The following is a 25,799-nucleotide window of genomic DNA, read 5'->3' as shown; positions in this document are numbered from 1 at the left end:
AGGGCTAAGCGGCGGCATCGGGCAGCACGCCTTTCAGGCTGTCCGCCTTGTGTATATGCAACTCGCGCTGCGGCAGCGGCACGACGATATTGGCCTCGGCAAAGGCGTCGCGGATGCGCATGGCAAAGGCGCTGCGCACCGCCACCCAGTCGGCCTGCTGGGTGGTCCAGGCGCGCACATTGAAGGTCAGGGCGCCCGGCGTCAGCCCGGTCAACAAGGCCGAAGGCGGCGGGAAGGAGGCGACGCCGTCCAGGTCTTGCGCAATGCCGATCAGCATCGCAATCGTCTGCTGCGGGCTGACCTCATAGCCGGTGCTGACGTCGATATTGATGCGCCGGCTGTTGCCGGTCAGCGTCCAGTTGACCAGCTTGTCCGCCAGAATCATGCCGTTGGGTAAAACGACATCGGCGCCTTCGAATGTCGTCAAGGTGGTGGCGCGCAAACCGATATCGCGCACCGTGGCGGTCAGGCCAGCCACGTCCACCACATCGCCGGGCCGGATCGGCCGTTCGAACATCAAAATCAAGCCGGCGACAAAGTTGCGCACCACATCTTGCAGGCCCAAGCCGATACCGATGCCGAGCGCGCCGAACACAATCGCCAGCTCACCGACCTTGAAGCCGGCGGCCGCCAGCGCGGTCAGCAAACCAAAGATCAGCACGCAGTAGTAGCTGATCGTCGAGACACTCTGCCCCACGCCAAGCGGCAGTTTGAGCGCCGGCAGCACATCCTCGGCCAGCAGCGTGCGCAGCGTACGCGCCACCCAGAACGAGGCCCAGGTGGCGACCACAAAGGCCACCACACTGCCCAGACTGAGCGTCAATCCGCCCAGTGCCACCTGAAAGGTCAGCGCCGCCATCAGCATGTCGTACAAAGGCCGGTAGATGCGGAAGTCCTGCAAGGCATAAACCACCCAGCCCAGCAGCAAGAGGATGCGCCCCAAGCGCACGACCACAGGCACCAAGGTACCCGCATGACGCTTGCTCAGCTGTGCCAGCTTGGGCCGCGCCAACAAGACTTGCAACAAAGCCACCAGCACCGATGCACCGGCGTACAAGGCCAGCGCCGCATAACTGCTGTCCAGCACGGCGCCGGTCAACATGGTGGTCAAGGAGATATTGCCCAGCACATTGGACAGGGCGGAGGCCAAGAGCACAGCACAAGCCAAAAGCAAGAGCCCGGCCGGCAGCCATTTGGGGACCTGATTGGCCGGCTGCACGGCGCTCGCCCCGGAATTGAGCGAGCCTTCGTCCGCCGGCTCGCCTTGCGCCACGGCGGGCTCGCGCAGCGCCCGCCAACCCAAGATCCCCAGCGTCAACAGCATCAACAGATTCAAGGCCAGCAAACCGAAGCGGTAGACCAGCAAGCTGCCGACAAACAGCGAGGCCACGACATTGAAGAAATAGAACACCGCGCTCAGATAAGCCCAGGGGCCCACGGCCGGCGGGATGCGCCGCTGCAACAACACCAGCACCGGCACCCAAGCCAGCAGCATCACCATCTGCTGCCGCATGATGGGGCCATGCAGGTCGTAGACCATTGCGCCCAAGGCCACCAAGACCAGCCAAGCCGCCAAAGGCCGAGACAGGATCTGCATGGACAGCTCCGAGGCCTGCCCGTCCCTGACCATCTGCCGGGCGCGGCGCTTGAGCCAAAACATCATGGGCAGCAGCGCCAGCGCCGACAAGACCAGGACCGGCAGCAGCTTGGCGCTGCTGGCATCGTGATCGCGGGCGAAGCCGCGCTCGATCTCCAAGCTGCTGCGCAGGCCGACACTGACCGGCTCGGCCACCTCGTCGGAGGCGGCCGCCTGCCACAGAGGCGGCGCATCGATCACCAGCAAGCGGCGGTCGAGATCCTCGATACGGGTCTGCACCGCATTGACCATATTGTGGACATGGGTCGCCAAGGCACTAGCGGTGCGGCCTCGCTCCAAGAGCTTGGCCAAGGGGCCGGCCAGATCGACCTCGCCCTGCTGTGCCAACGCGATCAATTCGTCCACGCGCTGCACCAAGGCGGGCGCCGAGTCGGCCGCGCTGACCCGGGTGGCTTGCCAGATATTGCGCCGCGCGGCCAGATCGGCTGCGTCTTCGGAGCGGCTTTGCAGAACGCGAGCCAACTCGGCCCGGCTGCGGGCAATCTCCCGCTCATGTAACTGCCAATGTCGGTGCAAGCTCTCGAGCCGGCGCACCGACAGCAAGGCCAGCGCGCTGCTGCTGGATTTGTCGGTCAGCTGCTTGATGGACTCGGCCCGTTCGGCCAGCGACTGCTCCAACCGGCGCCCCGCATCGGCGCTGTTGGCGCGCCGCACCACGGTGACGATCAGCTGCTCATCGGCATCGGCGCGCGCCGGAATATCCGCCGGCGCAATCACCTCGTGGCGGCTCTCGGCGGCGGCCGCAGTACCGGCGGGCGGCGCCTGCGCGAAGCCGGGCGAGATGGCGCCCAATGCCAGCAGCAAACTCAGGCCCAGCAGCCAGCCGTAAGGCCCCGGCCGCTTGAACCAAGCCCTCCTAGATTCGATCTTCTTGATCATGCAACATCCATTGGCGCCACCCCGGCGCAGCTGCATTGTGCCGTCAGCCGGCCACCCTGCAATAGGACTCGACATAGGCCTGATGGGCCGGCAGCTGCACGACGGTTTGATCGACCTGCTGGCGAATGCTGTTCAGGAAGCGCGCCAGCTCGGCGTCGCCCATCAGATCAGCCACTTGGTGATGCTGTTGCGGCAAGATGCCCTGGCCCAACATCACCTGTATCCAGGAGTTCTCGGCGAATAGCTCGTTAGGCACACGGAATACTCTTGCGGTCTCGCGGAACAAATCAATCCGGTGGCGAAGCGAGGCCGGAATGCTCATCTCGCGGCAGTGGCGCCAAAAGGCGCTGTCCTGGCGCTGGGTGACGTGATAGTGAAGCACGATGAAGTCGCGAATATGCTCGATCTCGTTGCGGCTTTGCTGGTTGTATTCAGCAATGTCCGCAGGGCAGATGCCCTTAGACGGAAACATCTGCAACAGGCGCGTGATGCCGCGCTGAATCAGGTGGATGCTGGTGGACTCCAGAGGCTCCAAAAAGCCACTGGACAAGCCGATGGCGACGCAGTTCGCGCGCCAGGTTTGATGGCGCTGACCGGGCTGAAAGCGCAGCACGCGCGGCTGCGTCAAAGCCTCGCCCTCCACGTTTGCCAGCAGCGCCTGCTTGGCCTGCTCATCGTCAATGTGTTTGCTGGCATAGACCAGCCCATTGCCGACCCGGTGCTGCAGCGGAATGCGCCACTGCCAACCGGCGGCATGTGCGATAGAGCGTGTGTAGGGCAAAGCCGGGCCGGTCGAAACGGTCTGCAGTGCCACCGCGCTGTCGCAGGCCAGCCAATGCGACCAGTCTTCATAGCCCACGCCCAAGGCCTCGCCGATCAAGAGACCGCGAAAGCCGGTGCAGTCGATGAACAAATCGCCCTCGATCAAGGCGCCGGAATCCAACCGCAGCGCGGCGATGTTCTCGCCCGCCAGCGCCACTTCGGTGATCTTGCCCTCGATGCGCTGCACGCCAAACCCCTCGCTGAACTTGCGCAGATACTTGGCGTACAGCGTCGCGTCCAGATGGAAGGCGTAGTTCATGCCGGCGCGCGGCAAATGCGCGAACTTGCTTTGCTGCGCCGCCTTCAGCTCCAGACAATAGTCGCCATACTCGCCGGCCAATCCGCGCTCGCGGCCTTTGAGCCAGAAATGCTGAAAGCCAGCCGTCCAATGGTCTTTGCCGGTCAAGCCAAAGGAGTGGATGTAGTCCTGCCCCCGGTCGCGCCAGTTTTCAAAGCTGATGCCGAGCTTGAAGGTCGCCTGGGTGGCGGCCATGAATTCCTGCTCATTGATCTCCAGCAGGCTGTGAAAGGTCAGCAAGGTCGGAATCGTCGCCTCGCCGACACCGACGGTGCCGATCTCATCGGACTCGATCAGCTTGATGTCGAGCAACTTCCCCAAGGTCTTGGACAAGGCGGCCGCCACCATCCAGCCGGCCGTGCCGCCGCCGGCGATGACGATGCGTTTGATCGGTTTGCGTTCGCTGCTCATACTTGGTTCTGCCGGTCAATCAATGTGCGCAGCTGCGACAGCGACGCCACCGCCATATAGATCGCCTGCAGATGGCCGGCGCGCGCCAAAGCCTCCAGCGCGCTGCCGGGCAAACCGGCCAGACGCTCCTCGTTGATTGTGTAAAAGCCGGCCAGACGATTTTGTGAGCCGTCGTTCAGCTCGACATCCAGCACAAAGGATTCCAGCAGCTCATGCGCCTGCAGCGCCTGGATGAAGGCGGGCGTGGCGTCCAAGCCTTGATGCAGGGCCAGCAAGACCGAGTTGATGCGCTGCAGGTAGTCACTGCTGCCACCATGCGGCAAGAACAGCGCCTCGCCTTCGCTGCGGCTCAGGCGCGGGCTGTCCAGATCGATATGCACCAGCAATTCCTGGCCCGAGCGGCCAATCAAAAAGGGCTGGCGCTCTAGCGAGAGCGGCAAATAGGCCGCATCCCAGCGTCCGTCGCGCAAGAACAAGTTCTGGCCGGCTTGCAGCCCCAGCAAGGCAATCGGCTCGAAGCCTGTGCCCTCGGCCGTCTTGCGAAACACGATCGGGTAATGCGCCTGGATGCTGCGAAACTCATCCGGGAAGGTCAGCGCGAACATCTGCCCATCGCCTAACTCGGCAGCACGACGGTTGATGACGCGAAGGTCTTGGTGGTCGACGTTATTCAGTAAAACAGAATTGGCCATGAGGATTGACTCGGGAAGAGGGGTTCAGATGCTGTGCAAGCCATGCTGCTGGATATGGGCTATCAGCGCCCGGTTGCTGGGTAGAGCCCCCAGCATCCGGCGCGTCAATTGGGCGGTTTCGGAAAAGAAGCCGGCGGCCTTTTGCGCATTGGCCGCATCTTCGCTGCGCCGCGCGCCAGCGCTTGGCAAGGGCCGAAAGCCCATGCCGTAGAGCACGTATTGATAACTGGCCGAGGGGAACATTTCCTCGATGCGGTGGAAGTCGTGCCGCGAGGGCGGGCGGTGCTGCCATTGCGCCAGCAGCTCTTGCAGCCGCGGCGGCGTGCTCGCGGCCTGTTCGCGCCAATAAGCGCTGTCGCGGCGCTGGCTCAAGACGTAATGCAGTTTCAGAAAATCGATCACCCGCTCCCAGCGGTAAGTAAAGGCATCGTTGAAGCGCTGGGCAGCAATGTCCATCAGCGTCCGGTTAGCCGGCATTTCTTCACTCACCAACGTGGCCGACAACTCAACCAGCGCCAGCGCAGAAGCCTCCAGCGGCTCGATAAAGCCGGCTGAAAGACCAATGGCAACACAGTTCTTGTGCCAGAAGCGGGCCCGGTAGCCGGGCTTGAAACTCAGTTTGCGGGCGGTCAAAGCTTCGGCGGCTCCGCCGGTCTTGGTCACATAGGCGCGCAGCTCGATTTCAGCCGCCTCGTCCGAGCTGTGCGTGCTCGAATAGACATAGCCAATGCCGCGCCGCGTCTGCAGGCCGATGTCCCAGATCCAGCCGCAGCTTTGCGCCGTCGAAATGGTCTGCGAGGCAATCGCACTATCGGGCCGGGGGTAAGGCACTTGCAGCGCCAGCGCGCTGTCATTGAACAAGACATCTTGCTGCGACAGCAAGGGCACACCGAAGTGCTGGCCGAGCAGCAGCGAAGCCATGCCGCTGCAGTCAATGAACAAATCAGCGCTCAGTGCTCCATGCACCTGGGTCTGCAGCGAAGCGATATCGCCATTGGCGTGTGAGTTGACGCCGACCATGTGGTCTTGCACATGTTTGACGCCAAGCTTTTCCAGGCAATGTCGGCGCAGAAGGTGACCGAATTTGACCGCGTCGAAGTGATAGCCATAGTTGGCCACTGCCGCGAACTCCGGCGTGGCCGCCTGCTTGGGCGCCAGACCGGCCGCGCAAAGATGGGGCTGAAAGCTCATCAGTTCCGCAAACGGTACATTCGCGTGCTGCTGCAGCCAGGCCGCCACCAGATTCGCTTCGGTATAGCCCTGCGGCAGTACAAAGGGATGAGCGTATTGATCGTCGGCACGGCCATTGACCCAGCCGACGAATTTGGAGCCTTGCTTGAACGTAGCCTCGCACTCGCGCACCAAGTCGGTCTCGCTGATGCCGATTTTGTGCAAGGTGTCGCGCATGGTTGGCCAAGTGCCCTCGCCGACGCCAATGGCCGGCACATCGGGCGACTCCAGCAGCGTCACCTGCAGGCCCTCCCCATGTTCGGCCGCGATCAAGGCGGCGCTCAGCCAACCGGCCGAGCCCCCGCCCAAAATCACGATCTGCTTGATCACCTCGGTCATCTCGCCCTATCAAAAGGTGTAGCGCGCTCCGAACATATATCGTGGCCCTGTCTGTGTGGCGTACAGCAGCTGATCCTTGTTGCGGCCGTGCAAACGCTGTACGCCGTCATTGAGGTTGATCACCTCGGCCTGCAGGCTCAGTTTCTCGGTCAGCTTGTAGCCAATATTGACGTCAACCTGACCATAGGCATCGGTATAGACCGGGTTGGGCAAGCCGGTGCCGTCGAAACGCGAGGTCAGGAATTCATCCCGCCAGTTATAGGCCACACGCACCGACCATTTGTCGTTCTCGTAGAAACCGACCAAGTTGGCCGAGTCGCTCAAGCCCTCCAAGGCGAACTGCTCGCCTCGGTTCTTGTTGTCGTACTTGAGCCCCGAGGTGACATAGGTGTAGTTGGCCGAGACGCCGAAGCCACTCTTGCCGAACATATGCTGGACGTTGAACTCCAGGCCGTTGAGGCTGTCTTTGCGCTGGTTGGCTGGTGTGGTGATGGCGAAGGTGGCGATCGGATCGCTGGCCTGGCCGGGGATCACGCCGGTCTGGTTGCCGTTGGCATCATCCTTGCCTCGCACCACCCCGCCCTGGCCGTTCTTGTTCAGGAAGATGTAGTTGCGGATACAGGTGATGTCGGACGTGACGCAGCCCTTGGCGATCGCCTCCTTGAAGAAGGCACCGCCGGCCGGCGTGCGCAGATTGAAAGGCGTGCCCTGCGTCGTCGTGGTGCCGATGAAGTTCTCGATGTTCTTCTTGAAGTAGCCCAGCGACAAGAAGCTGGCCTTGCCGTAGTACCACTCGCCGGACAAATCGAAGTTCTTGGACTTCAAGGGCTTCAGCGCCGGGTTGCCCTGCGCGCCGGTGCCGCCGTCGATACGGGCCAGCTGGTTCAGCGTCTGCCCGCCCTGGATGTCACCCCAGCCGGGACGGCCAATGGTTTCGCTATAGCTGGCGCGTGCCTTGACGTCGCGGGTCACGTCCACGTCCACGTCCACGCTGGGCAGGAAGTATTTGTAGCTGCCTTCCAGCGTGGTGTAGCCAGGGGCACCAAACTGCACCGAGAACTCGTTATTGGCCACCCAATTGATACCGGTGGCGGTGGGCACCAGAGCGGTGGCCGTCACATCGGTTTTCTCGTAACGCACACCGAAAGCGGCATTGACCGGCAGGCCTAACTCCCAGCTGGTGCTGTACTGCAAAAAGCCGCTCTGGGTCTTTTCCTGCACCTTGCGGTCGGTCGTGAACTGGTTGGAGGCGCGGTAGAGCGAATCGTCGCCAGCAGCCTTGGCGGCCAGGGCGCGCACCGTCTCGAAGTCGAAGGTGAAGAACTGGTTGAACAGCGCCGGGCTGTCATGGCCGCTCATTTGCTTGAAATAGGGGCTGATGCTGTCGGCGCGCCAGACATTGTCCGGATAGTCGGCGGCATTGGTGGCGCCACCCCAAGTGTCGCGCTGCACATTGGAGAAGGCCGAGCGGTTGTCGACCTTGTTCAGGCTCATGCCGAAGTCCAGACGCGATTCGTCCGAGAGCTTGTAGTTGCCGGTCAGTTGGCCTTGGTCGATCGACGACTTCATATAGCTGTTGCGGAACGATGAGCCGGTCACCATCATCTTGGATGCGTCGATATTGCCGCCGGCCACGCTCAGGACCGGGAACTTCTGGGTGAAGTCCACGGCCGTGGTGCCGCGCGTGAAGCTGGCCGTGCCCAGGCTGGAGTTGGAGCCGTAAGGGCTGTCGGCACCGGATGTCGCCGTCGAATGGTGGGCATCAAACTCCAAGGTGAGCTTGTTGCTCGCCTTCCAGGCCAGGTTGAAGCCGGTGGAGTTGTTCTCGTTCTTGGTTGCGTATTGCGCGCCGCCCATGGACAAATCGCTGGTGGCCGGAACGATAGTTTCCGAATAGATCTTGGGGCTGCTGACCGGGCCGCTGTTCCAGCTGCTGGACGAGGGGCCGAAGTTGAACCAGACCGACAACTCGTTGCGCTTGGTCTGGATCTTGTTCTGGGAGTAGGTGTAGTCCAGCGTGGCCGTTAGGTCATTGATGGGCTTGTATTGCAGCGTCACCTGGCCGTTCGTGCGTTGGCGCTGAATGCCGTTGACCGAATAGGCAAAGTTCTGCGGCACCGAATAGATATCGGTGGGGCCAGGGCGATTGATGATGTTCTCGGAGCCTGGCGTGCCGGGCTGGGGGATGGTGCCCCAGTTGTTCTCATCGCCGGCAAAGGGCCGCCAGCCATTGGCCACCGCCGCCTGGTTGTAGCCCAGATTGCGTTCCTGATAGCTGCCGCTGATGGCGATGCCGAACTTGCCATCGGCGAAGGTGTTGCTGTAGATGCCCGAGACTTCGGGCGTGACTTCGCTGCCTTGCAGCGGGTCGGGCAGGCGACCGTTGGAGGTGTCGTGCACGCCCTTGACGCCGAGGCTGGCGCGCAGGCCGGGGTTGTCCAGCGGCCTGGCGGTCTTGATATTGATGGTGGCGCCGATGCCGCCGGCCGGCGACGCGGCACGGCTGGTCTTGAAGACCTCGATGCCGGCGATCGACTCCGAGGCCAGGTTGGCGAAGTCAAAGGCCCGCGAGTTCGAGGCCGAGGTGTCGGCGATGCTGGAGGCGGGCATTTGCCGGCCGTTCAAGAGCACCAAGTTGAAGTCGGGGCCGACGCCGCGCACGGTGACCTTGGAGCCTTCGCCGATCGAGCGGTCGATCGACACGCCACTGATGCGCTGCAAGGACTCGGCCAGATTGGTGTCGGGGAACTTGCCGATGTCTTCGGCCACGATACCGTCGACCACGCCCTGCGCATTGCGCTTGAGGTTCATCGACGAGCCCAAGCTGCCGCGAATGCCGGTAACGACCACGGCCTCCAGCACATTCGCGGCTGCCGGCTGTTCGCTCGCTGGCGGCGTTGCTTGTTGTGCATGGGCGCTGCCCATGCCGGCCACGCAAAGCCCGCAGGCCAGGGCCAGCTTGCTCATTTGAAACACAGGGCCGACAGCTTGGCTGGCCCGCTGGACTGGGGAATTGATCATGTTTGTCTCCGTTCGTAGTTTTCTAAGGGCCACATTCATTCGATGGGCCTATCGGCAAGCTGGGCTCGCCCACTTTTCTGAATCGTCATTTTCAGGACGTTTTGAAAGCGCTTTCACAACCATACTGATTTTTGCCTTTGGGTGAATCTAGGGAACTCCCTTGCTTTGTTGTTTTTCCGAGCTTTGGGCTTGCAGCGCTCAGCCGAGCGCTGCCGCATCCAAGGCGCGCGAGGCGCCGATCAAGGCGGGCGACACCGCCGCGTCGATGACAAAGGTAGGCACGGCCGCGAGGTAGTTGGCGAAGCGCCCTTTGGCCTCAAAGCGCTCTCGAAAGCGTGAGGCCGCCAGTTCCGGCAACAAGCGCGGCACGACGCCGCCGCCGACATAGACGCCGCCACGGGCACCGTAGGTCAGCGCCAGATTGCCGGCAAAGCTGCCCAAGAAACGAAAAAACAAATCCAGCGCAGCCAAGCAATCCGGATCGCGCTGCTCGCGTGCGGCGGCAATCAGCGCTTGGGGGCTGGTCAGGGGCGCGGGCCGGCCGGCCAATTGCGCCGCGGCCTGGTAGAGATTGAGCAGGCCCGGCCCGGACAAAGCCCGCTCCGCCGAAGCGTGACCGAAGCGCTGGCGCAAGCAGTTGACGACGGCCGCCTCTTGCTCATCGATAGCCGCCAGGCTGGCGTGGCCGCCCTCGCCGCTGATTGGCGCGTAATTTCCGCTGCCGCCCTGGCTGGCACTGCCAGCACTGCCTGCACCTCCAGCACTTCCAACCGGCAAAAGCCCCGCCACACCCAAGCCGGTGCCTGCGCCCAAGACCGCCATAGCCTCGCCCGCCACCGCGCTGCCACCGCCAATTTGGCGCAATTGCGAGGGCCGCAGTGCCGGCAAGGAAAGCGCCAGCGCGGTGAAGTCGTTCAGCACCGCCAGGCGCTGCACGCCCAAGCTTTGCTTGAGCTGGGCAATCGAGAAGGACCAATGGTGATTGGTCATGCGCACCGTGTCGCCGACGATGGGGTTGGCGATGCCGATCGCGCAGGCACGCGGGCGCGGCTTGCCCTGCTCCGCCAGGTATCTGGCGATCGCCTCTTGCAGCGAGGCCTGCTCCGCGCACTTGTAACTGACGATGTCTGCGACCGCGCCGCCGGCATCCTCGCCCCAGGCGAAGCGGGCATGAGTGCCTCCCACATCGCCAAGCAGACGCGGATACAAAGACGCGGAGGCATTCAGGCTCATGAGATCCTTTGCGAAGCAAACTTCGGAACACTTGACGGCAGCCGCCGCAATGCCACAATCGTAATGAAAGCGCTTTCATGAAGCAAGCACTGGTTTTCCCTGGTGTGCAAAAACAGCGCCCACATGTCTCGGCCCCTCTTCATCTTTCCTCTCTCCTTTCCTCTCACCTCAAAACACCCAGCGCCATGCTCGCATCCAAACCAGGCCTTTCAAACTCCTTGTCAGAACCCTTGCAGCTGCGCCGCGTGCTGAGCACGGCCGACGGCCAACACCGGCTCGCCGAACAAGCGCCGCTGTTGCTGCAAAGCCCAGCCGGCGCCAATTCGGCGCACAGCGACTTGCCCAGCGTGATGGTCCACAGCGGGCGGCGCTTTCAAACCCTGCTGGGCTTTGGCGGCGCCTTCACCGAAGCCGCGGCCGTCACCTGGGGCGCGCTGCCCGAAGCCGAGCGCGCCGCGCTGCTGCGCCAATACTTTGATGCCGACAGCGGCCACGGCTACACGCTGTGCCGGCTGCATATGAACAGCTGCGACTTCGCGCTGGGCAACTACGCCCATGCGGCGGTGGCCGGTGATGTGCTGCTGGAGCATTTCAATATCGAGCGCGATCGCAAGGCGCTACTGCCCATGATCAAGGCGGCACAGGCGGTAGCGCAGCAAGCGGGGTCGACATCTATCCGCTTGCTGGCCTCGCCCTGGAGCCCGCCGTCCTGGATGAAGAGCAACGGGCAGATGAACCAGGGCGGTGAGTTGCTGCCCGAATATGCCGCCGTCTGGGCTCAATGTTATGTTCGCTTCATCCAGGCCTATGCGGCAGAGGGGGTGCCGATCTGGGGTCTGACGGTACAGAACGAACCGGCCGCCACGCAACGCTGGGATTCCTGCATTTACAGCGCCGAGCAGGAGCGCGATTTTGTACGCGACCATCTCGGGCCCGCCTTGGCAGCAGCGGGCATGGGCCACGTCAAGATCATCGTCTGGGACCATAACCGCGACCTGATGGTGGAGCGCGCGGCAGCCGTCTACAGCGACCCCAAGGCTGCCCAATATGTGTGGGGCTGCGGCTTCCACTGGTATGGCGAAGACCATTTCGAGCATGTTCAGCTGCTGCACGACGCTTGGCCTGACAAGGCGCTGCTCTTCACCGAAGGCTGCCAGGAAGGCGGGCCACACCTCGGCTCCGCCGCTTTGGGGGAACGTTATGCCCGCAACATCATCAACGATCTGAATCGCTGGACGGTCGGCTGGATTGACTGGAACCTGCTGCTGGATGAAACCGGCGGCCCGAACCATGTCGGCAATTTGTGCAGCGCGCCCATCATGGCCAATCGGCAGACCGGCGAGTTGATGCCGCAAAGCTCCTATGACTATCTCGGCCATTTCGCCCGCTTCATCAAGCCGGGCGCGCAGCGGCTGCTGTGCGCGGCCAGCAAGCAAGACCTGGAGGTCACGGCCTTCATCAACCCTGACGGCAGCAAGGTGCTGGTCGTACTCAACCGCAGCGAGGCCGCTATTCCCTACACGCTCAAAATAGACGCTAGGCAATGCCAGGCGCTGGCGCCGGCGCGCTCGATCAGCAGCTTTGTGGCGAGCTAGGGGCGTCGCTCTTTCAGCGCTTGCTCAAAACGCGCCGCCGTTGGGCCAATCAGCGGCCGGTAAAGCAGTCGCAGCAGCCAGTTCGGCAGCCAGCGGCCACGCTCCTCCGCTGCCACTCGGGCGCGTGGGTGTTCCATGAAGCGATAGGCGCTGGGTCGGTAGCCGACGCTGCTACGGCGGAATTCAATGCGGTCAAGATGCTTGATGTTTTTGTAGCCGTAATGCGCCGGCGCCAGCAAACGCAGCGGCGCGCCATGGTCCAGCCCCAAGGCCTCGCCGTTCAGGCAGTCGGCAAGCAGCACATCCTCGGCCAGCAGATCCTGCAGCGACATGCAGCTGCGCGCTCCGTCCTGGCCGCGCAAGATCACAAAGTCGGCGCCGCTCACGGGCCCGGCTTTGGGCAAAACCAATTGCTGATAAAAGTCGCGAAAGCGCACGCCGCCCCAGCGCAGGCCTTTGTGGGTCCAGGTTGTGACGCAATGAAAGTCGGCGACCAGCTCAATGCGCGGCAAGCCTTGCAGCTCCGCCAAACCGATCTCGATAGGCGCTCGGACCTCGCCCAGGATCTGCAGCCTGATGGTGTCGACCTGCGCCGGAAAGCGGGTCGCGAATTGCGTCAAGCCAAAGCGCGGAAAGCTGTCGCGCTCGCGCTGGCCCGGGGGCAGATCGGCATTGCTGCTGTTCATGGCTTCGCTCGGTGAGTTCGTTTGCTCAGCCAATGAAAGTCGGCCGGCTGCTCGCAAATTCATGGACCGACGCTTTTCAGCGTCTGCACAAAATGATCGATGATCATCTGCTTGATCTCGGGCGCGGTTTCTTTGCTGAAGCCATGCCCGGTTGGATAGGATTTGTGGATCGCCGAGTACTTGAAATCATGTGCTTTCAAGTAGGCCATGATGTCTTGCGTCATCGGCGTGCCGGGCCAGATTTGATCGTTTTCGGCCGAGATCAGCAGCATGGGCCCGCCGATTTTTTCAAACGCAAAAGTGGCTTGTCTGACCTTCTCGCTGTCTTGCAGCGCCTTCTCGAAGCGCTGGATTTGCGTGGCGTTTTCCAAGTCCGGCAAATCCATGGACGGAATATCCTTGCCTTGATAGGTCCAGGCCGATTGAGAAGTCGTCATGCCCGACCAGGCCACCTTGCTCGGCGTCGTGATGGCGACGGATTTGATGCGCGGGTCCAAGATCGCCAACAAGAAGCCGGCTTCCGAGCCGCGTGAACCACTGACAACGCCGATGCGCGTGGCGTCGATTTCCTTGACCGTTTCGGCGTAGTCAATCGCGCTGATGAAATACTCCATCGGTATATGGTCCAGCGTCGCCGGCAAGCCCGGCTCGGTCTTGAAGTAAACGAGGCCGATCACCGCAATGCCGTTGGAGGCCATCATCTGCCCATTGGCTTCGGCAAAACCCCAGCTCGGGTCCGAGCCACCGAAGCCAATCACGGCCGGCACCTTCTCGGTGGTTTTCGGCAAATACAGCCGGGCGGCCAGATTCTTGTAGTTGACGGTTTTGACTTCGTACTCAAAAGCACCGGCAAAGCAGTTGCCGGCCACCAGCGTGAGGCCGGCCAAAAGCAGGAGGAAACGAGAAGACATAGGAGTTGGTCCTTAGATGGAATCGATGGCGCGAACGCTTGAGCGCCTCAGCATTGCGAAGCCAGCCGGCAGCGCCAGCCAGAAGCCCGAACTCGGCATCAGCACCAGGCCCAGCAAGCTGAGCAGCAACACGCCCCAGCCCAGGCGGCGCAAGGAGCGAGCGTCGCCACTGCGCTCCAAGGGAGTGATCGCCAAGGCCAGCAAGGCCAGCAGCGCGCCGAACAGCACAAACCAGACGGTCGCCGCCGTCAGCGGGTCTTGCCCCACGGTGTTGAAGAAGCCGCGCTGCAGGATGTTTACCAGCGGGCGCTGGAAGACGAAGAGCGCGAACAAGGTATGCAGCGCGGCCACGGCCATCAGCCAATGACCGATCCAGGTTCGCTGAGTTGGCGGGGGCGTGAGGTGTGTGTTGTTCATGGTTTATTCGGCATGTGCGGCGGCCACACGCGTTTGCCAGAGCACAAACAGCGGCGCGCCAATGATTTCAAGAGCGGTGAAAGCGACAAAGGGCAGCGGCGGCCAGCCGGCATAAAGCAGCGACAGCAGCCGCCCGACGCCACCCAAAAAAATCATGCCCCAGAGGGCGCGGAACAAGGTGGTCTGGGTGTCGATGCGGGGCACCATCCAAAGCACCGCGACGCCCAGCCCGCACCAGACCCCGCTGAGAAAGCGCAGATTGCTGTCCAGCAGGCTGTTGGCAGGCAGGCCCGCTGCGGCGTAGAGCGGGTCGGCAAGACCGGCCATGCCGAGCAGGCCGGTGAGCAAGGGGACCAGACCCAGCAAGGCGGTGGCGATTTGCAGGTTTCGTTTACTCATGGCGTCGGTGCTGTAGTGCTTGGGCCTATCCACTGGTTGCTGGTGCGCACGCGCGCGCCGAGTGACTTGAGCATCAACACCAGGCCGAGGTAGGCGCGGTCAAAGTAAGGCAACTCGGGTGTTACCGCTTGGAGAAAATTCACCGCCAGGCGTTGCTGCGCCGGGTCGGGCCTGGGCATCACCGGATGCTGGCCGAAGTCATAGACGGCCACAGCAAAGGGCGCGGTCTGCCAGGCCAGGGTCTCTGCCAGCGCCGGCATCAGCTGTTCGCGGAAATCGGCCTTGCTCAAGCTGGCTGCGATCAAGCCCAGTTCCAAATAGATCTGTTGCAGCCTATCCAAGTCGCAGGGCTGACACAGCATGGCCGACCAGGCCCCGCTGATACCGACACAGAATTTCTCGCTGAGCTGCTTGGTACAGCCAAAGTCCAGCAGCCCCAGCCGGCCCTCGGCCATGAAGAGATAGTTGCCCGGATGCGGGTCCGCCTGTAGGCGACGCAGCTCGAACAGGCTGAACAAGAAGGTGTCGAACAGCAATTGGCCGAAATGGTCGCGCTCGGCTTGGCTGGGCTCTGTCGCTAACCATTCATTCAGATGCATGCCGAGCAGGCGCTGCATCGTCAGCACCCGTTTGCTGCTCAGGTGCGCGAAGGTCCGCGGCAGCACCAGCCCAGGTCGCCCGGCCAGGGCCTGCGCGAACCATTGCAATTGCTCGGCTTCGCGGTGATAGTCCAGCTCTTCGGCCAGCTTGGCTTCGATGTCGACCAGCACACGCTCGACGATGTCGGCCTTGGGCAAGCTGTCCGAGCCGCGCGCAAAAGTCTGCAGCAAGGTACGCAGCATCGCCATATCGCTGCCGATGGAGGCAGCCATGCCAGGATATTGCAGCTTGACGGCGACCGCCTCGCCGCTCGCCAAGGTCGCGCCGTGCACTTGCCCCAAGCTGGCGGCGGCAAAGGCGCTCGGCTCGAACTGAGCGAATAAATCATCCGGCCCTTGGCCAAACTCCTGGCGCAGCAGCTTGATCACCAAGGCCCGGTTCAGCGGCGTGACCTGGTAATGCGCTTTGGCCAGTTCCTCACGCATACCCTCGGGCAGCAAGCCCAGCTCCAGACTCAGCAGCTGCGAGGCCTTCAAGGCCGTGCCCTTGAGTTGATTCAAGGCGGCAAACAGGATGCGGCCGAGCTTGGCCTGATGGGCGAGCCGGGCTTGTTCGGTCTGTTCTGCCTGTTCTGGGCTACGGGTCAGCGCCTGCACATGGTGGCTCAGCTGAGCCGCACCGGCGCGGGCCACTGCCAGCCCGGCAATCGCGCCGCGGGCCAGGCGGCCGGTACGCGGTGCTTTAGTGGACATGGCCGAGCCGCCTCAACATCATCGGCACGATCAAGCCATGCACCGGGCCAACGACGCTCATGTAAACGCGGCCGAGCCGGTTGTGGATGTGCACGACGGTGCTGATCTGCAATTCATCCTGCCCCAACCTGAACAGCGAGACCTGCACATGCAGATGCTTGTCGCGGTCCTCCAGAATGACTTCGTTGAAGTCCGCGAATTGCAGCGTGAAGATGCCGACCCGGTCACCGGGCAAGTAGCTGGAGGCCAGTTTGTGCGGGTCACCGACGGCCATCGCGCCGAGGTTCTTCAGCCCGACCCAGCGCACCGCCTGGTTGCGCAGCGCCATCAAAAAGTCCATCCAGGCCGGCGTGCGTGCGCTCAGCGCGAGAAACTGCGCCAAGACACTGGCTTCGGGCTCGATGCTGGCGAAGCGATAGCTGTCCGAGAAATCCGCGCCCGGCTCGGCCCGCAAGATGCGGCTGCCGGCGGGCAAGGGGCATAGGGCGACCATGCTCATAGTCGGCCCCAGACCTGGATCAGGCCAATCAGGTGAACTAGGCCGAAAACGCCGCAGATCAAGGAGCTCCAAATCCAGAATGGCGTCACTTGCGCAGGCGCCAGCAGCCACAGCGGCAAGGGCGCCAAGCCGCGCAGCAGGTAGACGCCGGTGATGGCAATCAGCGCCGCCTTGATCCACGGCAGCCCAGCCGCCAAAGCCCAACCGGCGCCGGCCAGCGCGTAGGCGCTCCAAACCGAAAGCAGCAAGGCAATGCCGGTGGTGACGAGGGCCGGATAGCTGCGGCCCGCCTCGGCCATCCGAGCCATTGCCTCGCCGGCACCAAAAAAACGGTACCAGTCGCCGCCACCGAAGATGATGGCCACATGCAGCAAGGCCGCGATGGCGCTCAGGCCGGCACCCAGCAGCAGCCAGTGGTTGTGGCCGGCCACGCTGTTCATGCCGCGCCCCTGGCCAAACCGCTGCGCGCCAGCTTGAGCAAGTCGAGCAAGCCATTGCCATCGCGCAGCAAGCGCGTCAACTGGCTGCGCAGCAAGAAGCCGCCCAGATCCAAAGCCTTGTTGACAATGCCACTGTGCAAGGCCAGCACCAGCAGATCCAGACTCAGATCGACCATCTGCGTGGTGTTGGCAAACTCGTCGGAGTCGTCGCGCAGCCAATAGGCGGTGATGGCATAGACGCTGTCGGCCAGCAAGGCCGCCAAACTCGGCTTGAAGCCGCAAGCCGCGATTTCGCCCTTCTCCTCGGCCTGCTCCAGCATGTCCGCAAAGGCCTGCTTGAGCAGCGTTTTGCCGGGCAGGTCTTCACCCATCAGCAGCAAAGGCGCGCCCGCCACCAACTTGTGGGCCAAGGCCACGAACTCGCGATCGGCCAAAAACTGCTCCAGCAAGGCGTCGATCAGCAACTGCATGCGCTCTTGCAAGCTGAAGGAGGCCAAACCCTTGGTTTTGCCGATCTGCACCAAGGCATCCGCGACAGCCTGCTCGAAGTAGGCCAGCACCAGCTTCTCCTTGCTGGGGAAGTATTTGTAAATCGTCGCATCGCCCAAGTCGGCAGCGCGAGCGATCTGCTTCATCGTCGTGCCCTCGAAGCCCTGGCTCGTCATCAGGTCCACCGCAGTCTGAATGACTTGCCGGCGGTTCTTCTCGGTTTGGGACTTGGTGATGCGCATATGTTTACCAACTATCGTTTAATAGATTATTTTTCACATCTATTGAATAGTCAATATCTTTTTAAAGAGCAAAGCGAGGTCACATGACACCCGCACGTCACCCCCATTGGCGAGACGGCCGCGGGTTAATGCTGATGATGATGGGGGTGCAAAAGCGGGCTCAAAAGCGCTTGAAGCGGCTTGGCCTTCACTACACTGCAGCCGAGCCGGCGTGAATACGCCACATGCGGCCGCCGCGCCGCTGGACAGTGAATCAAGTCGGTCGCCACGATGTCGATAGCAAGGGCAATGAGCAGCGTCAACTCCGCAGGCAAACAAGCGGCACGGTCACCCGTGGGCCGGCGGCTGGGCCCTGCATATTGCGCGCACCGGCTTTTGATCTGCTGCCTGAGCTTGGCGCTGCTGGGTCTGGGCTTGAGCGCTTGCAAACCCGAGCCCTTGGTCGAGCCGGCGCCTGCCAGCTCGGCCGCACCAGCTGCCGACATAGACAGAGCCCCCGCCACCGGCGCAAGCGACGCGAGCGTGATGAAAGAGCTGGAGCGCATCGAACGCGCCGGGCCGGTCAAGCCGGTCGAGAGCGAAAGATATCTGCTCGCCTTGCAAGCCCGCGTCAAGCCGGGCAGCGCGGAGCTGCTGGAGCTGCTGATACTGCGCAGCAACCTGGCCATCAATCGGCGCGACACGGCGAGCGCCGAATCCCACATGAAGCTCATGCGCGAGTGGCCAAATCCGCGCCTCGCGGCGGAAGCCAAGCTGGCGCAGCATGTGCTGCGTGCGCGCTTGTTGGCCCAATCGGGTCAGCTGGAGTTGGCCAAAAAGGAGCTGTCCGATCTGAACAGCTACTCGGCCGGCCCGACCTCGGCGCTGCGGCGCGCCTACAGTCTGCTGGGCGCCCTGCAATCGGACACCGGCAACGCCGACGCGGCCTTGCTGAACCTGCACCAGGCACTCAAGCTGGCCGAGAAAACCGGCGAGGCCTGGCGCCGGGTGGATCTGCTCGGCAGCCTGGCCAACACCTATGTAGAGGCCCAACAGCTGGAGCGTGCCGAGCAAACCATCAACGAGGCCTTGCTGGAAGCCGAACGTGACCCCGACACTTACATGCTGCTCAATGTGCAGACCATGCGCGGCATCATCTACGCCGAGCTGGGCAAGCACGCTTTGGCCCAGCGCGCCAAGCAAGAAGCCCTGGCTCATGCGCGGCGCTCCGGCGTCGAGGACTTGCTCTCACTGGCCCTGGCCAATTACGCCGATTACCACCTCAAGCAGGGCAATTACACCGAGGCCTTGCGCTTGGCCGAGGAAGCCTTGCCGCTGGCAATGAAGACCCAGGACCTGTCCTCTCAAGCCGTGGCGCTGGCCAATATGGGCCTGGCCAAAATTGCGCTCAAGCGCGTTGAAGAAGGCAAGCGTGACGCCTTGGCAGGCATCGCCATCGACGCAAAGCGCGGCGCCAACAGCGGCGCCTCGATTGGTTGGCAAGAGCTGGGTGCCTATCTGGAAAAAGCCGGTGATCTGCCCGGGGCCGCCGATGCGTATCACCGCTACCGCAAGCTGATCGATCAGGCGCTACGCGCCGACACCCGCAAGGCCGTGCTTGAGGCGCAGGCCCGCTACGACGACGAACGCCGCGCCCAAGAGCTGGAACTCCTGAACCGCGATATGAACTTGAAGTCAGAGCAGTTGCGCGAGCGCGATCTGCGCCTCAAGTTGTGGGCGGCGCTGGGCGGCTGCGTGCTCTTGTCCGGCGTGCTGCTGGGCCTGGCCTATCAGCGCATTCGCAAAACCAATCTTGCACTGGCCAGCAGCAACGCCGCGCTGCGCGTGCAGGGTGAGCGCGACCCGCTGACCGGTCTGTCGAACCGGCGTCACTTCCAGGCCGCCATCAAACGCCTGGCCGACCAAGGCCGGCTCAGCGGCACGGTATTCCTGATCGACATCGACCACTTCAAGCGCATCAATGACGGCTACGGCCATGCCGCCGGTGACAGCGTCTTGATCGAAATTGCCAAGCGCCTGCGCAGCACACTCAGGGACGAGGACTTGGTCGTACGTTGGGGCGGCGAGGAATTCTTGATCGTGGTCGACACCCGGGACGCCGCCTATGCCGGCACTTTGGCGCAGCGCCTGCTGGACCATATCGGCAGCGAGCCCGTCAGCCACGGCGGACAAAGCATTCCCATCACCGCCTCGATCGGCTTCGCCAGCTTCCCCATCGCACCGCAAGGCCTGGCGCTGAGTTGGGAGCGCGCCATCGATTTGGTCGACACCGTGATGTATATGGCCAAGGCTCATGGCCGCAACAAGGCCTATGGCATCCAATCCATCGCCGCCGAGGACGAAGCCAGCCTGCTGCTGCTGGCGGCCCGCATGGAGGCGGCCTGGCATGAGGGCAGCGTGCAACTGCTCGCCTTGCAAGGCCCCGAACCGGTGTCGCCGCCGACATGACAGCGCTGCGTCTCTACAGCGCCAAACGCTGGATTTACACGGGCTTGTGGCTGATCTGCACGCTCGCTGGCAGCGCCCATGCCCTTGAAGGCGCCGCTGGCAGCAATGCAGGGGGCGTAGCGGCCTTCAATCCCGCCCTGGACAATCAACTCGCCCGCTTGCAACGCATCGCCTACGACAAGCCGGCCCTGGCCCTGCAAATCTTGCAGAAATTGCGGCTGGATCCGGCCCACGCGGCCCACAGCCAGCAACTGCTGCTGGCCGAAGGTCGCATGCAAGCTGCGGCCGGCAATGACACCGCCGTCGAAGCCATCGCCAGCAATTTGAGCCAGTATCCAAACAGCCAGGCCCAGGTCAGTCTCTTGCGCGCATTGCACGCCGACCAAGGTGGCCGCAGCCTGCAAGCCGCCGAACATGCCGAAAAAGCGCTGGCCGGCCTGGAGCCGGCATGCCGGCTGGGCCAGGGGGGGGCCAATCGCATGCCGAGCATGCCCAAAGACTGCGACTTCCGCAGCGCTTGGGCGGCCTTGCGTGTGTTGGTCCGCAAGCAGCAAAACGAAGGCGTTTTGAGTCTGGCCGAGGCCTCCGCCCGGCAAGCCCTTGCTCTGGCAGAGGCGGGCAAGGACAACTATTTACGCGCGTTGAGCATGGGGCACTTGGCCATGCTCAGCCACTATTTGGGCCAAGTAGACGAAACAAATCGCTGGCTGGCGCAGGGCCAGAAAACGGCCGAGGGCGATGTGCTGGCCATGGCGCATATGAAGAGTTTTGAATCGGCGCTGGCCTCGCGCTCGGGTCGTCCGGCCGATCAATTGCGCGCCCTGGAGGAGGGCTTGGCCTTAGCCACCCAAGCCGACGCACCGCGCTTGATGGCCCAGATGCAGATTGGCTTGTCCGACGTCTATGTGCAGTTGCAACAGCCCCAAAAAGCCGCCACGGCGGCCGAGCTGGCCTTGCCGCAGCTGCATGCACTGGGAGATCAGCGACTGGAACGGGCGGCCCGCCACAACCTCGCCCTGGCCCTGATCCAAGCGCGTCAATTTGAGCGCGCCCGCCGCGAGCTGACGCTCTTGGCTGAGATGCGCCAGGACTGGAGCGACCACGCCGTCTTGATCGAAGAGCTGCGTGAAGAAGGCGAAGCCTGGGCCGCAGCCGGCCAGGCCAAAGAGGCTTTGGCCAACTTCCATGCCGAACGCAGCCTGAGCGCGGAGCTGGTCGCCCTGAACCGCGAAGCGTCGCTGAAACAGTTGAAAGTCAAATACGACAGCGAACGCAAGCAGGCCGATCTGGATCTGCTGATCCGAGACAAAACCCTGGTCGACAAGCAGCTCGCTAACCGCCATCTTGCACAGCAGGTCGGCCTGGCCGTGGCGGCCTTGCTCGCGCTGTCGATCGGCCTGGCGGCGGTGATGGTCAAGCGGGTGCGCGAGGCCAACCGGCTGCTGAAAGCCAACGAGGCCTTGCTGCGCGCGCAAAGCGAGCGCGACCCGCTGACCGACCTGGCCAACCGCCGCCATTTCCTAGCAGTGATGGCCCAGCAAGCGCCGGCCGAGTTCAATGGCGCGCTCTTGATGATAGACATCGATCACTTCAAACATGTCAACGACCAGCATGGCCACGGCATCGGCGATGTCGTGATCTGCGAGGTGGCGCGTCGCCTCAGCCATGCGGTGCGGGCCGAAGATCTGGTGGTGCGCTGGGGCGGCGAGGAGTTTTTGGTCTTTGCCCCCGGCGTCAGCCTGGCCGATCTTTCTCACCTGGCCGAGCGCATTCTGCGCGGCGTCGGCGGCCAGCCCATCAACACCGACAGCGGCCCGCTGCGGGTGACGGTGTCTATCGGTTTTGCGCATTTCCCCTTGCCTCCGTCCAAGCTTGCCCTGCAGTGGGAGCAGGCCGTCAACTGGGCCGATATGGCGCTCTACACCGCCAAGTCGCGTGGCCGCAACCGCGCGATGGGCATCGCCACCGTGGACGCGCGCGACAGCGATGCCTTGATGCAGATCGAGGCCGATTTCGACGCGGCCTGCTCCTCCGAGCGGGTCAGCCTCCTGCAGGTCTTGGGGCCACCGGCCTGACGCACAAGGCGATGAAGTTTTCCTTTCATTACGGTCGCGAACTTGCGCAGGCCGACATCTTGGCCGCTTTGGTGGTCGCGGTCCTGCTGATCCCGCAATGCCTGGCCTATGCGATGTTGGCGGGGCTGCCGCCACAGATCGGCCTTTATGCCAGCTTGTTGCCGCTGCTGGCTTATGCCGCCTTAGGCTCAAGCCCGGTGCTGGGCGTGGGCCCGGTGGCGGTGCTGGCGCTGATGATTGCGCAAGCGCTGGGCGGCTTGCCCGCCGGCGTCAGCCCCAGCGGTGGGGCACTGGTCTTGGCGGCCGAAGTCGGCTTGATTTTGGCGCTGGCGGCTTTTTTGCGCCTGGACGCACTGGCCTCGCTGCTGTCGGTGCCGGTGTTGCATGGCTTCGAGACCGGCGCAACCTTGGCGATTGCGCTGAGCCAATTGCCGGTCTTGCTGGGCAGCACGGCCAAGGGCTTTGACTTGCCGGCCGTGCTCATCAGCCTCCTGCAAGGCGCGCGACCCTGGCATGGCGCGACCGCCTTGCTGGGTGGCCTGAGCGTCGCCCTGCTGCTGACCGGGCGGCGCGTCTTGAGCCCGGTGCTGGCCCGCTTGGCCCCGCTTTTGCTGCTGCTGGCTGCGATGGCTTTGGCCTATTGGAGCCAGGCGCAGACCCATGGCGTGGCCTTGCTGGGCCAGCTGCCGCCCTTGGCGCTGCCGCTGGGCGCCCCGCCGCTGGACGCCCAGCTGTGGGCCTTGATGCTGCCACATGCGCTGCTCTTGGCCTTGATGGCCTATGTCTCAAGCCTGGTGGTGGCCGAGTCGCTGGGGCGGCGGCGCGTCACCTTGGGCGGCGCTCGCGTCAACCCGGCGGCCGAGTTGCGCGGCCTGGCCGGCGCCAACCTGGTGGCAGCCTTCAGCGGCGGCATGCCGGTGGCCGGCAGCTTTTCGCGCAGCGTGCTCACGCATGAGGCGGGCGGACGTACCCGCATGACCGGTGTCTACATCGCTGCGCTGATGGGCTTAGCGCTGCTGCTGCTGGCCGAGCCGCTGGCCTGGCTACCCAAATCGGTGCTGGCCGCCACCATCATGGTGGCCGTGCTCTCGGGGCTGAAGTGGCAACCCTATGTGGAAGCTTGGGCCTATGCGCGCAGCGAGGCCGTGCTGATGTGCGCGGTGACGCTGATCGTGCTGTGCTGGAGTGTGGCGGCCGGCTTAGGCCTGGGCGTGTTGGGCGCTATCGCCCTCTTGCTCAAGCGCAGCGCGCGGCCTCATGTGGCCTTGCTCGGGCGCGTACCGGGCACTGAGCATTACCGCAATGTCGAGCGCTATGCGGTCGAATGCCAGTCTGATGTGATGGGTTTGCGCATCGACGAGAGCCTCTTGTTTACCAACGCACGCAGCCTGGCCGATGTGGTGCAAGGGCATTTGAGCAAGTTCCCCGATGTGCGGCGGGTGGTGATCATGATGTCGCCGGTCAACAGCATTGACTTCAGCGGCCTAGAAGCTCTGCGCGAACTGCACGCCAGCCTCAAGCGCCAGGGGCTGCGCCTGGATCTGTCCGAGGTCAAAGGCCCGGTATTGGACCTGCTCAAGGCCAGCGACTGGACGCGCTGGTTCGACGGGCAGCTATTCCTGAGCCATCATCAAGGCATGATGAGTAGCGAGGACTGGGTCAGCCCCTGAGCAGTTTTTCCTCGGCCAAGGCCAAAGCCTCGGGCACGCCGGACAACACCAGGGTGTCACCGGCATTCAGCAAGAGCTGATCGTCCGCCGCCACCACCGCGCCGTTGGCGCGCCGCACCGACACCACCGACACATCGCCCGCATGCAGGGCCAGCAAGCCCAGCGCTTGATGCACATAGGCGCTGCTGGCGGGCAGCGTGACGGTGCGCAGACGCGCGTGATGGCGCTCCTCGGCAGTATCGTCGTCCGCGCCGTGAAAGTAGCCGCGCAGCAAGCCGTAACGGGCATCCCGCGCGTCACGCGTGAGGCGGATCACCCGCCGCATCGGCACGCCGACCAGCGCCAGCGCGTGGCTGGCCAGCATCAGCGAACCTTCGATCGCCTCGGGCACCACCTCGGTAGCACCGGCCGCGCGCAGGCGCTCCAGGTCACGGTCGTCGATCGTGCGCACGATCACCGGCACCTGCGGCGCGTGTTGCTGCACCAGGTGCAAGATTTTCAGCGCCGAGGGCGTGTCGGGGTAGCTGATCACCACCGCGCTAGAACGCGCCAGACCCGCCGCCATCAGGCTTTGCAGGCGCGCCGCGTCGCCGAATACAACGCTCTGGCCGGCGGCGGCCGCTTGGCGCACACGGTCGGGGTCGAGGTCCAGCGCCATATAGGGGATGTTCTCGCCCTCCAGCAGCCGCGCCAGATTCTGGCCGCTGCGGCCGTAGCCGCAGATGATCACATGACTCTCGGCCTTAAAGGCTTTCTTGGCAATCGTCGTCAGTTGCAGCGACTGCATCATCCAGTCGCTGCTGGACAGCTTCATCACGATGCGGTTGCTATACATGATCAGGAATGGCGAGGCCAGCATCGACAGCACCATGCCGGCCAAGACCGGGCTGATGTATTGCGGCGCCACCAGCTGATGCTGGGCGCCCAGCGTCAAGATCACAAAGCCAAACTCACCCGCCTGCGCCAAATAAATACCGGTGCGCAGCGCCACACCGGTGGGCGCCTTGAAAAGCCAGGCCAGGCCCGCGATCAGGCCGAACTTGACCAGCACCGGCAAGACGCTCAGCAGCAGCACCAACCACCATTGATCGACCAAGATGTGCCAGTCCAGCTTCATACCTATGGTGATGAAAAACAGACCCAGCAAGACATCGTGAAAGGGCCGGATATCGGTTTCCACCTGGTGCTTGTATTCGGTCTCGGCGATCAGCATGCCCGCCACAAAAGCACCCAGCGCCAGCGACAAGCCCATATGCTCGGTCAACCAGGCCAGGCCCAGCGTGACCAGCAGCAGATTGAGCATGAACAGCTCATCGCTCTTGTGACTGGCGACCCGGGTCAGCCACCAGCGCATCACTTTTTGCCCGCCGACCAACAAAATCGTCAGCAGCAGCACCGCCTTGAAAGTAGCCCAGATCAGAGATTCGGCCATTTCGGCGCCGCCGCTGTTCAGCGCCGGGATCATCACCAGCAAGGGCACGACGGCCAAATCCTGGAAGATCAGCACCCCGATCACGCGCCGGCCATGCTCGCTCTCCAGTTCCAGTCGCTCGGCCATCAGCTTGGCCACGATGGCCGTGCTGCTCATCGCCATCGCTGCGCCCAGCACCAGCGCGCCCTTCCAGTCCAGGCCCAAGCTGCCGCCCAGCGCGCTAAAGGCCCAGGTCAACAAACCCTGCAGGCCGACTGTGCCCACGATGCTGATGACGACTTGCCACAGGCCCAGACCGAACACCAGCCTCCTCATGCTGTAGAGCTTGGGCAGATTGAACTCCAGCCCGATCACGAACATCAAGAAGACCACGCCGAATTCGGCCAGATAGCGGATGCTGGCGGTGTCGCCGGCCAGCGCCAGCGCGTTCGGCCCGACCAGCACGCCGACGACCAAATAGCCCAGCATCGGCGGCAATTTCAGCTGGCGACAGACCACCACGCCCAGCACCGAGGCGACGAGGTAGAGCAGGGCAAGATCGAGCGATGTGAGCATGACCCCG

At 63.3% G+C, this 25,799-nt stretch carries 19 protein-coding genes; 4 read left to right on the top strand and 15 right to left on the bottom strand.

All coding sequences use genetic code 11. The features are described from left to right. Window positions 1–4: 4 nt before the first annotated feature. The 6 genes from PRZ03_RS01280 to glk all read right to left on the bottom strand — a co-directional run bounded on the left by PRZ03_RS01280 (window position 5) and on the right by glk (window position 10,582). Window positions 5–2,536 carry a mechanosensitive ion channel family protein gene (locus PRZ03_RS01280; RefSeq protein ID WP_273598663.1) on the bottom strand — a complete coding sequence of 844 codons (2,532 nt, stop codon included), beginning with the start codon at window positions 2,534–2,536 and terminating at the stop codon, window positions 5–7. 43 nt (window positions 2,537–2,579) lie between these two features. Further along, complete coding sequence (locus PRZ03_RS01275; protein ID WP_273598662.1) at window positions 2,580–4,067, bottom strand: tryptophan halogenase family protein; 1,488 nt, start codon at window positions 4,065–4,067, stop codon at window positions 2,580–2,582. Beyond that, complete coding sequence (locus PRZ03_RS01270) at window positions 4,064–4,759, bottom strand: SapC family protein (RefSeq protein ID WP_263535011.1); 696 nt, start codon at window positions 4,757–4,759, stop codon at window positions 4,064–4,066. Before PRZ03_RS01270 ends, PRZ03_RS01275 begins: the two co-directional genes overlap by 4 nt. A gap of 24 nt (window positions 4,760–4,783) precedes the next feature. Beyond that, window positions 4,784–6,328, bottom strand: a complete 1,545-nt coding sequence (locus PRZ03_RS01265; RefSeq protein ID WP_273598661.1) for a tryptophan halogenase family protein — start codon at window positions 6,326–6,328, stop codon at window positions 4,784–4,786. A gap of 9 nt (window positions 6,329–6,337) precedes the next feature. After that, window positions 6,338–9,349: a TonB-dependent receptor gene (locus PRZ03_RS01260; RefSeq protein WP_273598659.1), complete on the bottom strand. Its 3,012-nt coding sequence runs from the start codon at window positions 9,347–9,349 to the stop codon at window positions 6,338–6,340. A 198-nt stretch (window positions 9,350–9,547) separates the two neighbouring features. Then, window positions 9,548–10,582, bottom strand: a complete 1,035-nt coding sequence (gene glk / locus PRZ03_RS01255) for a glucokinase (RefSeq protein WP_273598658.1) — start codon at window positions 10,580–10,582, stop codon at window positions 9,548–9,550. Window positions 10,583–10,767: 185 nt separating this feature from the next. On the opposite strand from glk, the gene PRZ03_RS01250 reads away from it, so the two are divergent. After that, window positions 10,768–12,177 carry a glycoside hydrolase family 30 protein gene (locus PRZ03_RS01250; RefSeq protein ID WP_273598657.1) on the top strand — a complete coding sequence of 470 codons (1,410 nt, stop codon included), beginning with the start codon at window positions 10,768–10,770 and terminating at the stop codon, window positions 12,175–12,177. Here PRZ03_RS01250 and PRZ03_RS01245 read toward each other — a convergent pair. From PRZ03_RS01245 to PRZ03_RS01210, 8 genes are read right to left on the bottom strand one after another with little or no spacing between them, the layout of a single operon-like run. Then, a complete protein-coding gene (locus PRZ03_RS01245; protein ID WP_273598656.1) occupies window positions 12,174–12,863 on the bottom strand; it encodes a molybdopterin-dependent oxidoreductase in 690 nt (229 codons plus the stop codon). The genes PRZ03_RS01250 and PRZ03_RS01245 overlap by 4 nt on opposite strands. Before the next feature lie 59 nt (window positions 12,864–12,922). Next, on the bottom strand, window positions 12,923–13,774 hold the full coding sequence (locus PRZ03_RS01240; RefSeq protein WP_273598655.1) for an alpha/beta hydrolase family protein: 852 nt from the start codon (window positions 13,772–13,774) through the stop codon (window positions 12,923–12,925). 12 nt (window positions 13,775–13,786) lie between these two features. Then, complete coding sequence (locus PRZ03_RS01235; RefSeq protein WP_273598654.1) at window positions 13,787–14,191, bottom strand: DUF6463 family protein; 405 nt, start codon at window positions 14,189–14,191, stop codon at window positions 13,787–13,789. A gap of 3 nt (window positions 14,192–14,194) precedes the next feature. Then, window positions 14,195–14,590, bottom strand: coding sequence for a DUF4345 domain-containing protein (locus PRZ03_RS01230; RefSeq protein ID WP_273598653.1), 396 nt, complete (start codon window positions 14,588–14,590; stop codon window positions 14,195–14,197). Then, the gene (locus PRZ03_RS01225) at window positions 14,587–15,942 is read right to left on the bottom strand and encodes an ABC1 kinase family protein (protein WP_273598652.1); all 1,356 of its coding nucleotides are present in this window, start codon (window positions 15,940–15,942) and stop codon (window positions 14,587–14,589) included. Before PRZ03_RS01225 ends, PRZ03_RS01230 begins: the two co-directional genes overlap by 4 nt. Continuing rightward, window positions 15,932–16,441, bottom strand: a complete 510-nt coding sequence (locus PRZ03_RS01220; protein ID WP_273598651.1) for a DUF2867 domain-containing protein — start codon at window positions 16,439–16,441, stop codon at window positions 15,932–15,934. The genes PRZ03_RS01225 and PRZ03_RS01220 overlap by 11 nt, the downstream gene beginning before the upstream one ends. Continuing rightward, window positions 16,438–16,881, bottom strand: a complete 444-nt coding sequence (locus PRZ03_RS01215; RefSeq protein WP_273598650.1) for a hypothetical protein — start codon at window positions 16,879–16,881, stop codon at window positions 16,438–16,440. The genes PRZ03_RS01220 and PRZ03_RS01215 overlap by 4 nt, the downstream gene beginning before the upstream one ends. Continuing rightward, window positions 16,878–17,612 (bottom strand): TetR/AcrR family transcriptional regulator, encoded by a 735-nt coding sequence (locus PRZ03_RS01210; protein ID WP_273598649.1) that lies wholly within the window; start codon window positions 17,610–17,612, stop codon window positions 16,878–16,880. The genes PRZ03_RS01215 and PRZ03_RS01210 overlap by 4 nt, the downstream gene beginning before the upstream one ends. A gap of 288 nt (window positions 17,613–17,900) precedes the next feature. On the opposite strand from PRZ03_RS01210, the gene PRZ03_RS01205 reads away from it, so the two are divergent. The 3 genes from PRZ03_RS01205 to PRZ03_RS01195 are packed head-to-tail and all read left to right on the top strand — an operon-like array spanning window position 17,901 to window position 23,805. Beyond that, a complete protein-coding gene (locus tag PRZ03_RS01205) occupies window positions 17,901–20,060 on the top strand; it encodes a tetratricopeptide repeat-containing diguanylate cyclase (RefSeq protein WP_273598648.1) in 2,160 nt (719 codons plus the stop codon). Then, on the top strand, window positions 20,057–22,135 hold the full coding sequence (locus PRZ03_RS01200; RefSeq protein WP_273598647.1) for a diguanylate cyclase: 2,079 nt from the start codon (window positions 20,057–20,059) through the stop codon (window positions 22,133–22,135). Before PRZ03_RS01205 ends, PRZ03_RS01200 begins: the two co-directional genes overlap by 4 nt. An 11-nt stretch (window positions 22,136–22,146) precedes the next feature. Beyond that, complete coding sequence (locus tag PRZ03_RS01195; RefSeq protein ID WP_273598646.1) at window positions 22,147–23,805, top strand: SulP family inorganic anion transporter; 1,659 nt, start codon at window positions 22,147–22,149, stop codon at window positions 23,803–23,805. Here the strand turns inward: PRZ03_RS01195 and PRZ03_RS01190 are convergent. Then, window positions 23,795–25,792 carry a cation:proton antiporter domain-containing protein gene (locus PRZ03_RS01190; RefSeq protein ID WP_273598645.1) on the bottom strand — a complete coding sequence of 666 codons (1,998 nt, stop codon included), beginning with the start codon at window positions 25,790–25,792 and terminating at the stop codon, window positions 23,795–23,797. The two genes, PRZ03_RS01195 and PRZ03_RS01190, sit on opposite strands and share 11 nt — an antisense overlap. Window positions 25,793–25,799: the final 7 nt, after the last annotated feature.

Origin of the sequence: Roseateles albus, assembly GCF_028595345.1 — a bacterium.
GTDB lineage: Bacteria > Pseudomonadota > Gammaproteobacteria > Burkholderiales > Burkholderiaceae_C > Paucibacter_A > Paucibacter_A albus.
Note: the sequence above shows the minus strand (reverse complement) of the source record. Positions and strands in the feature narration are given on the sequence as shown.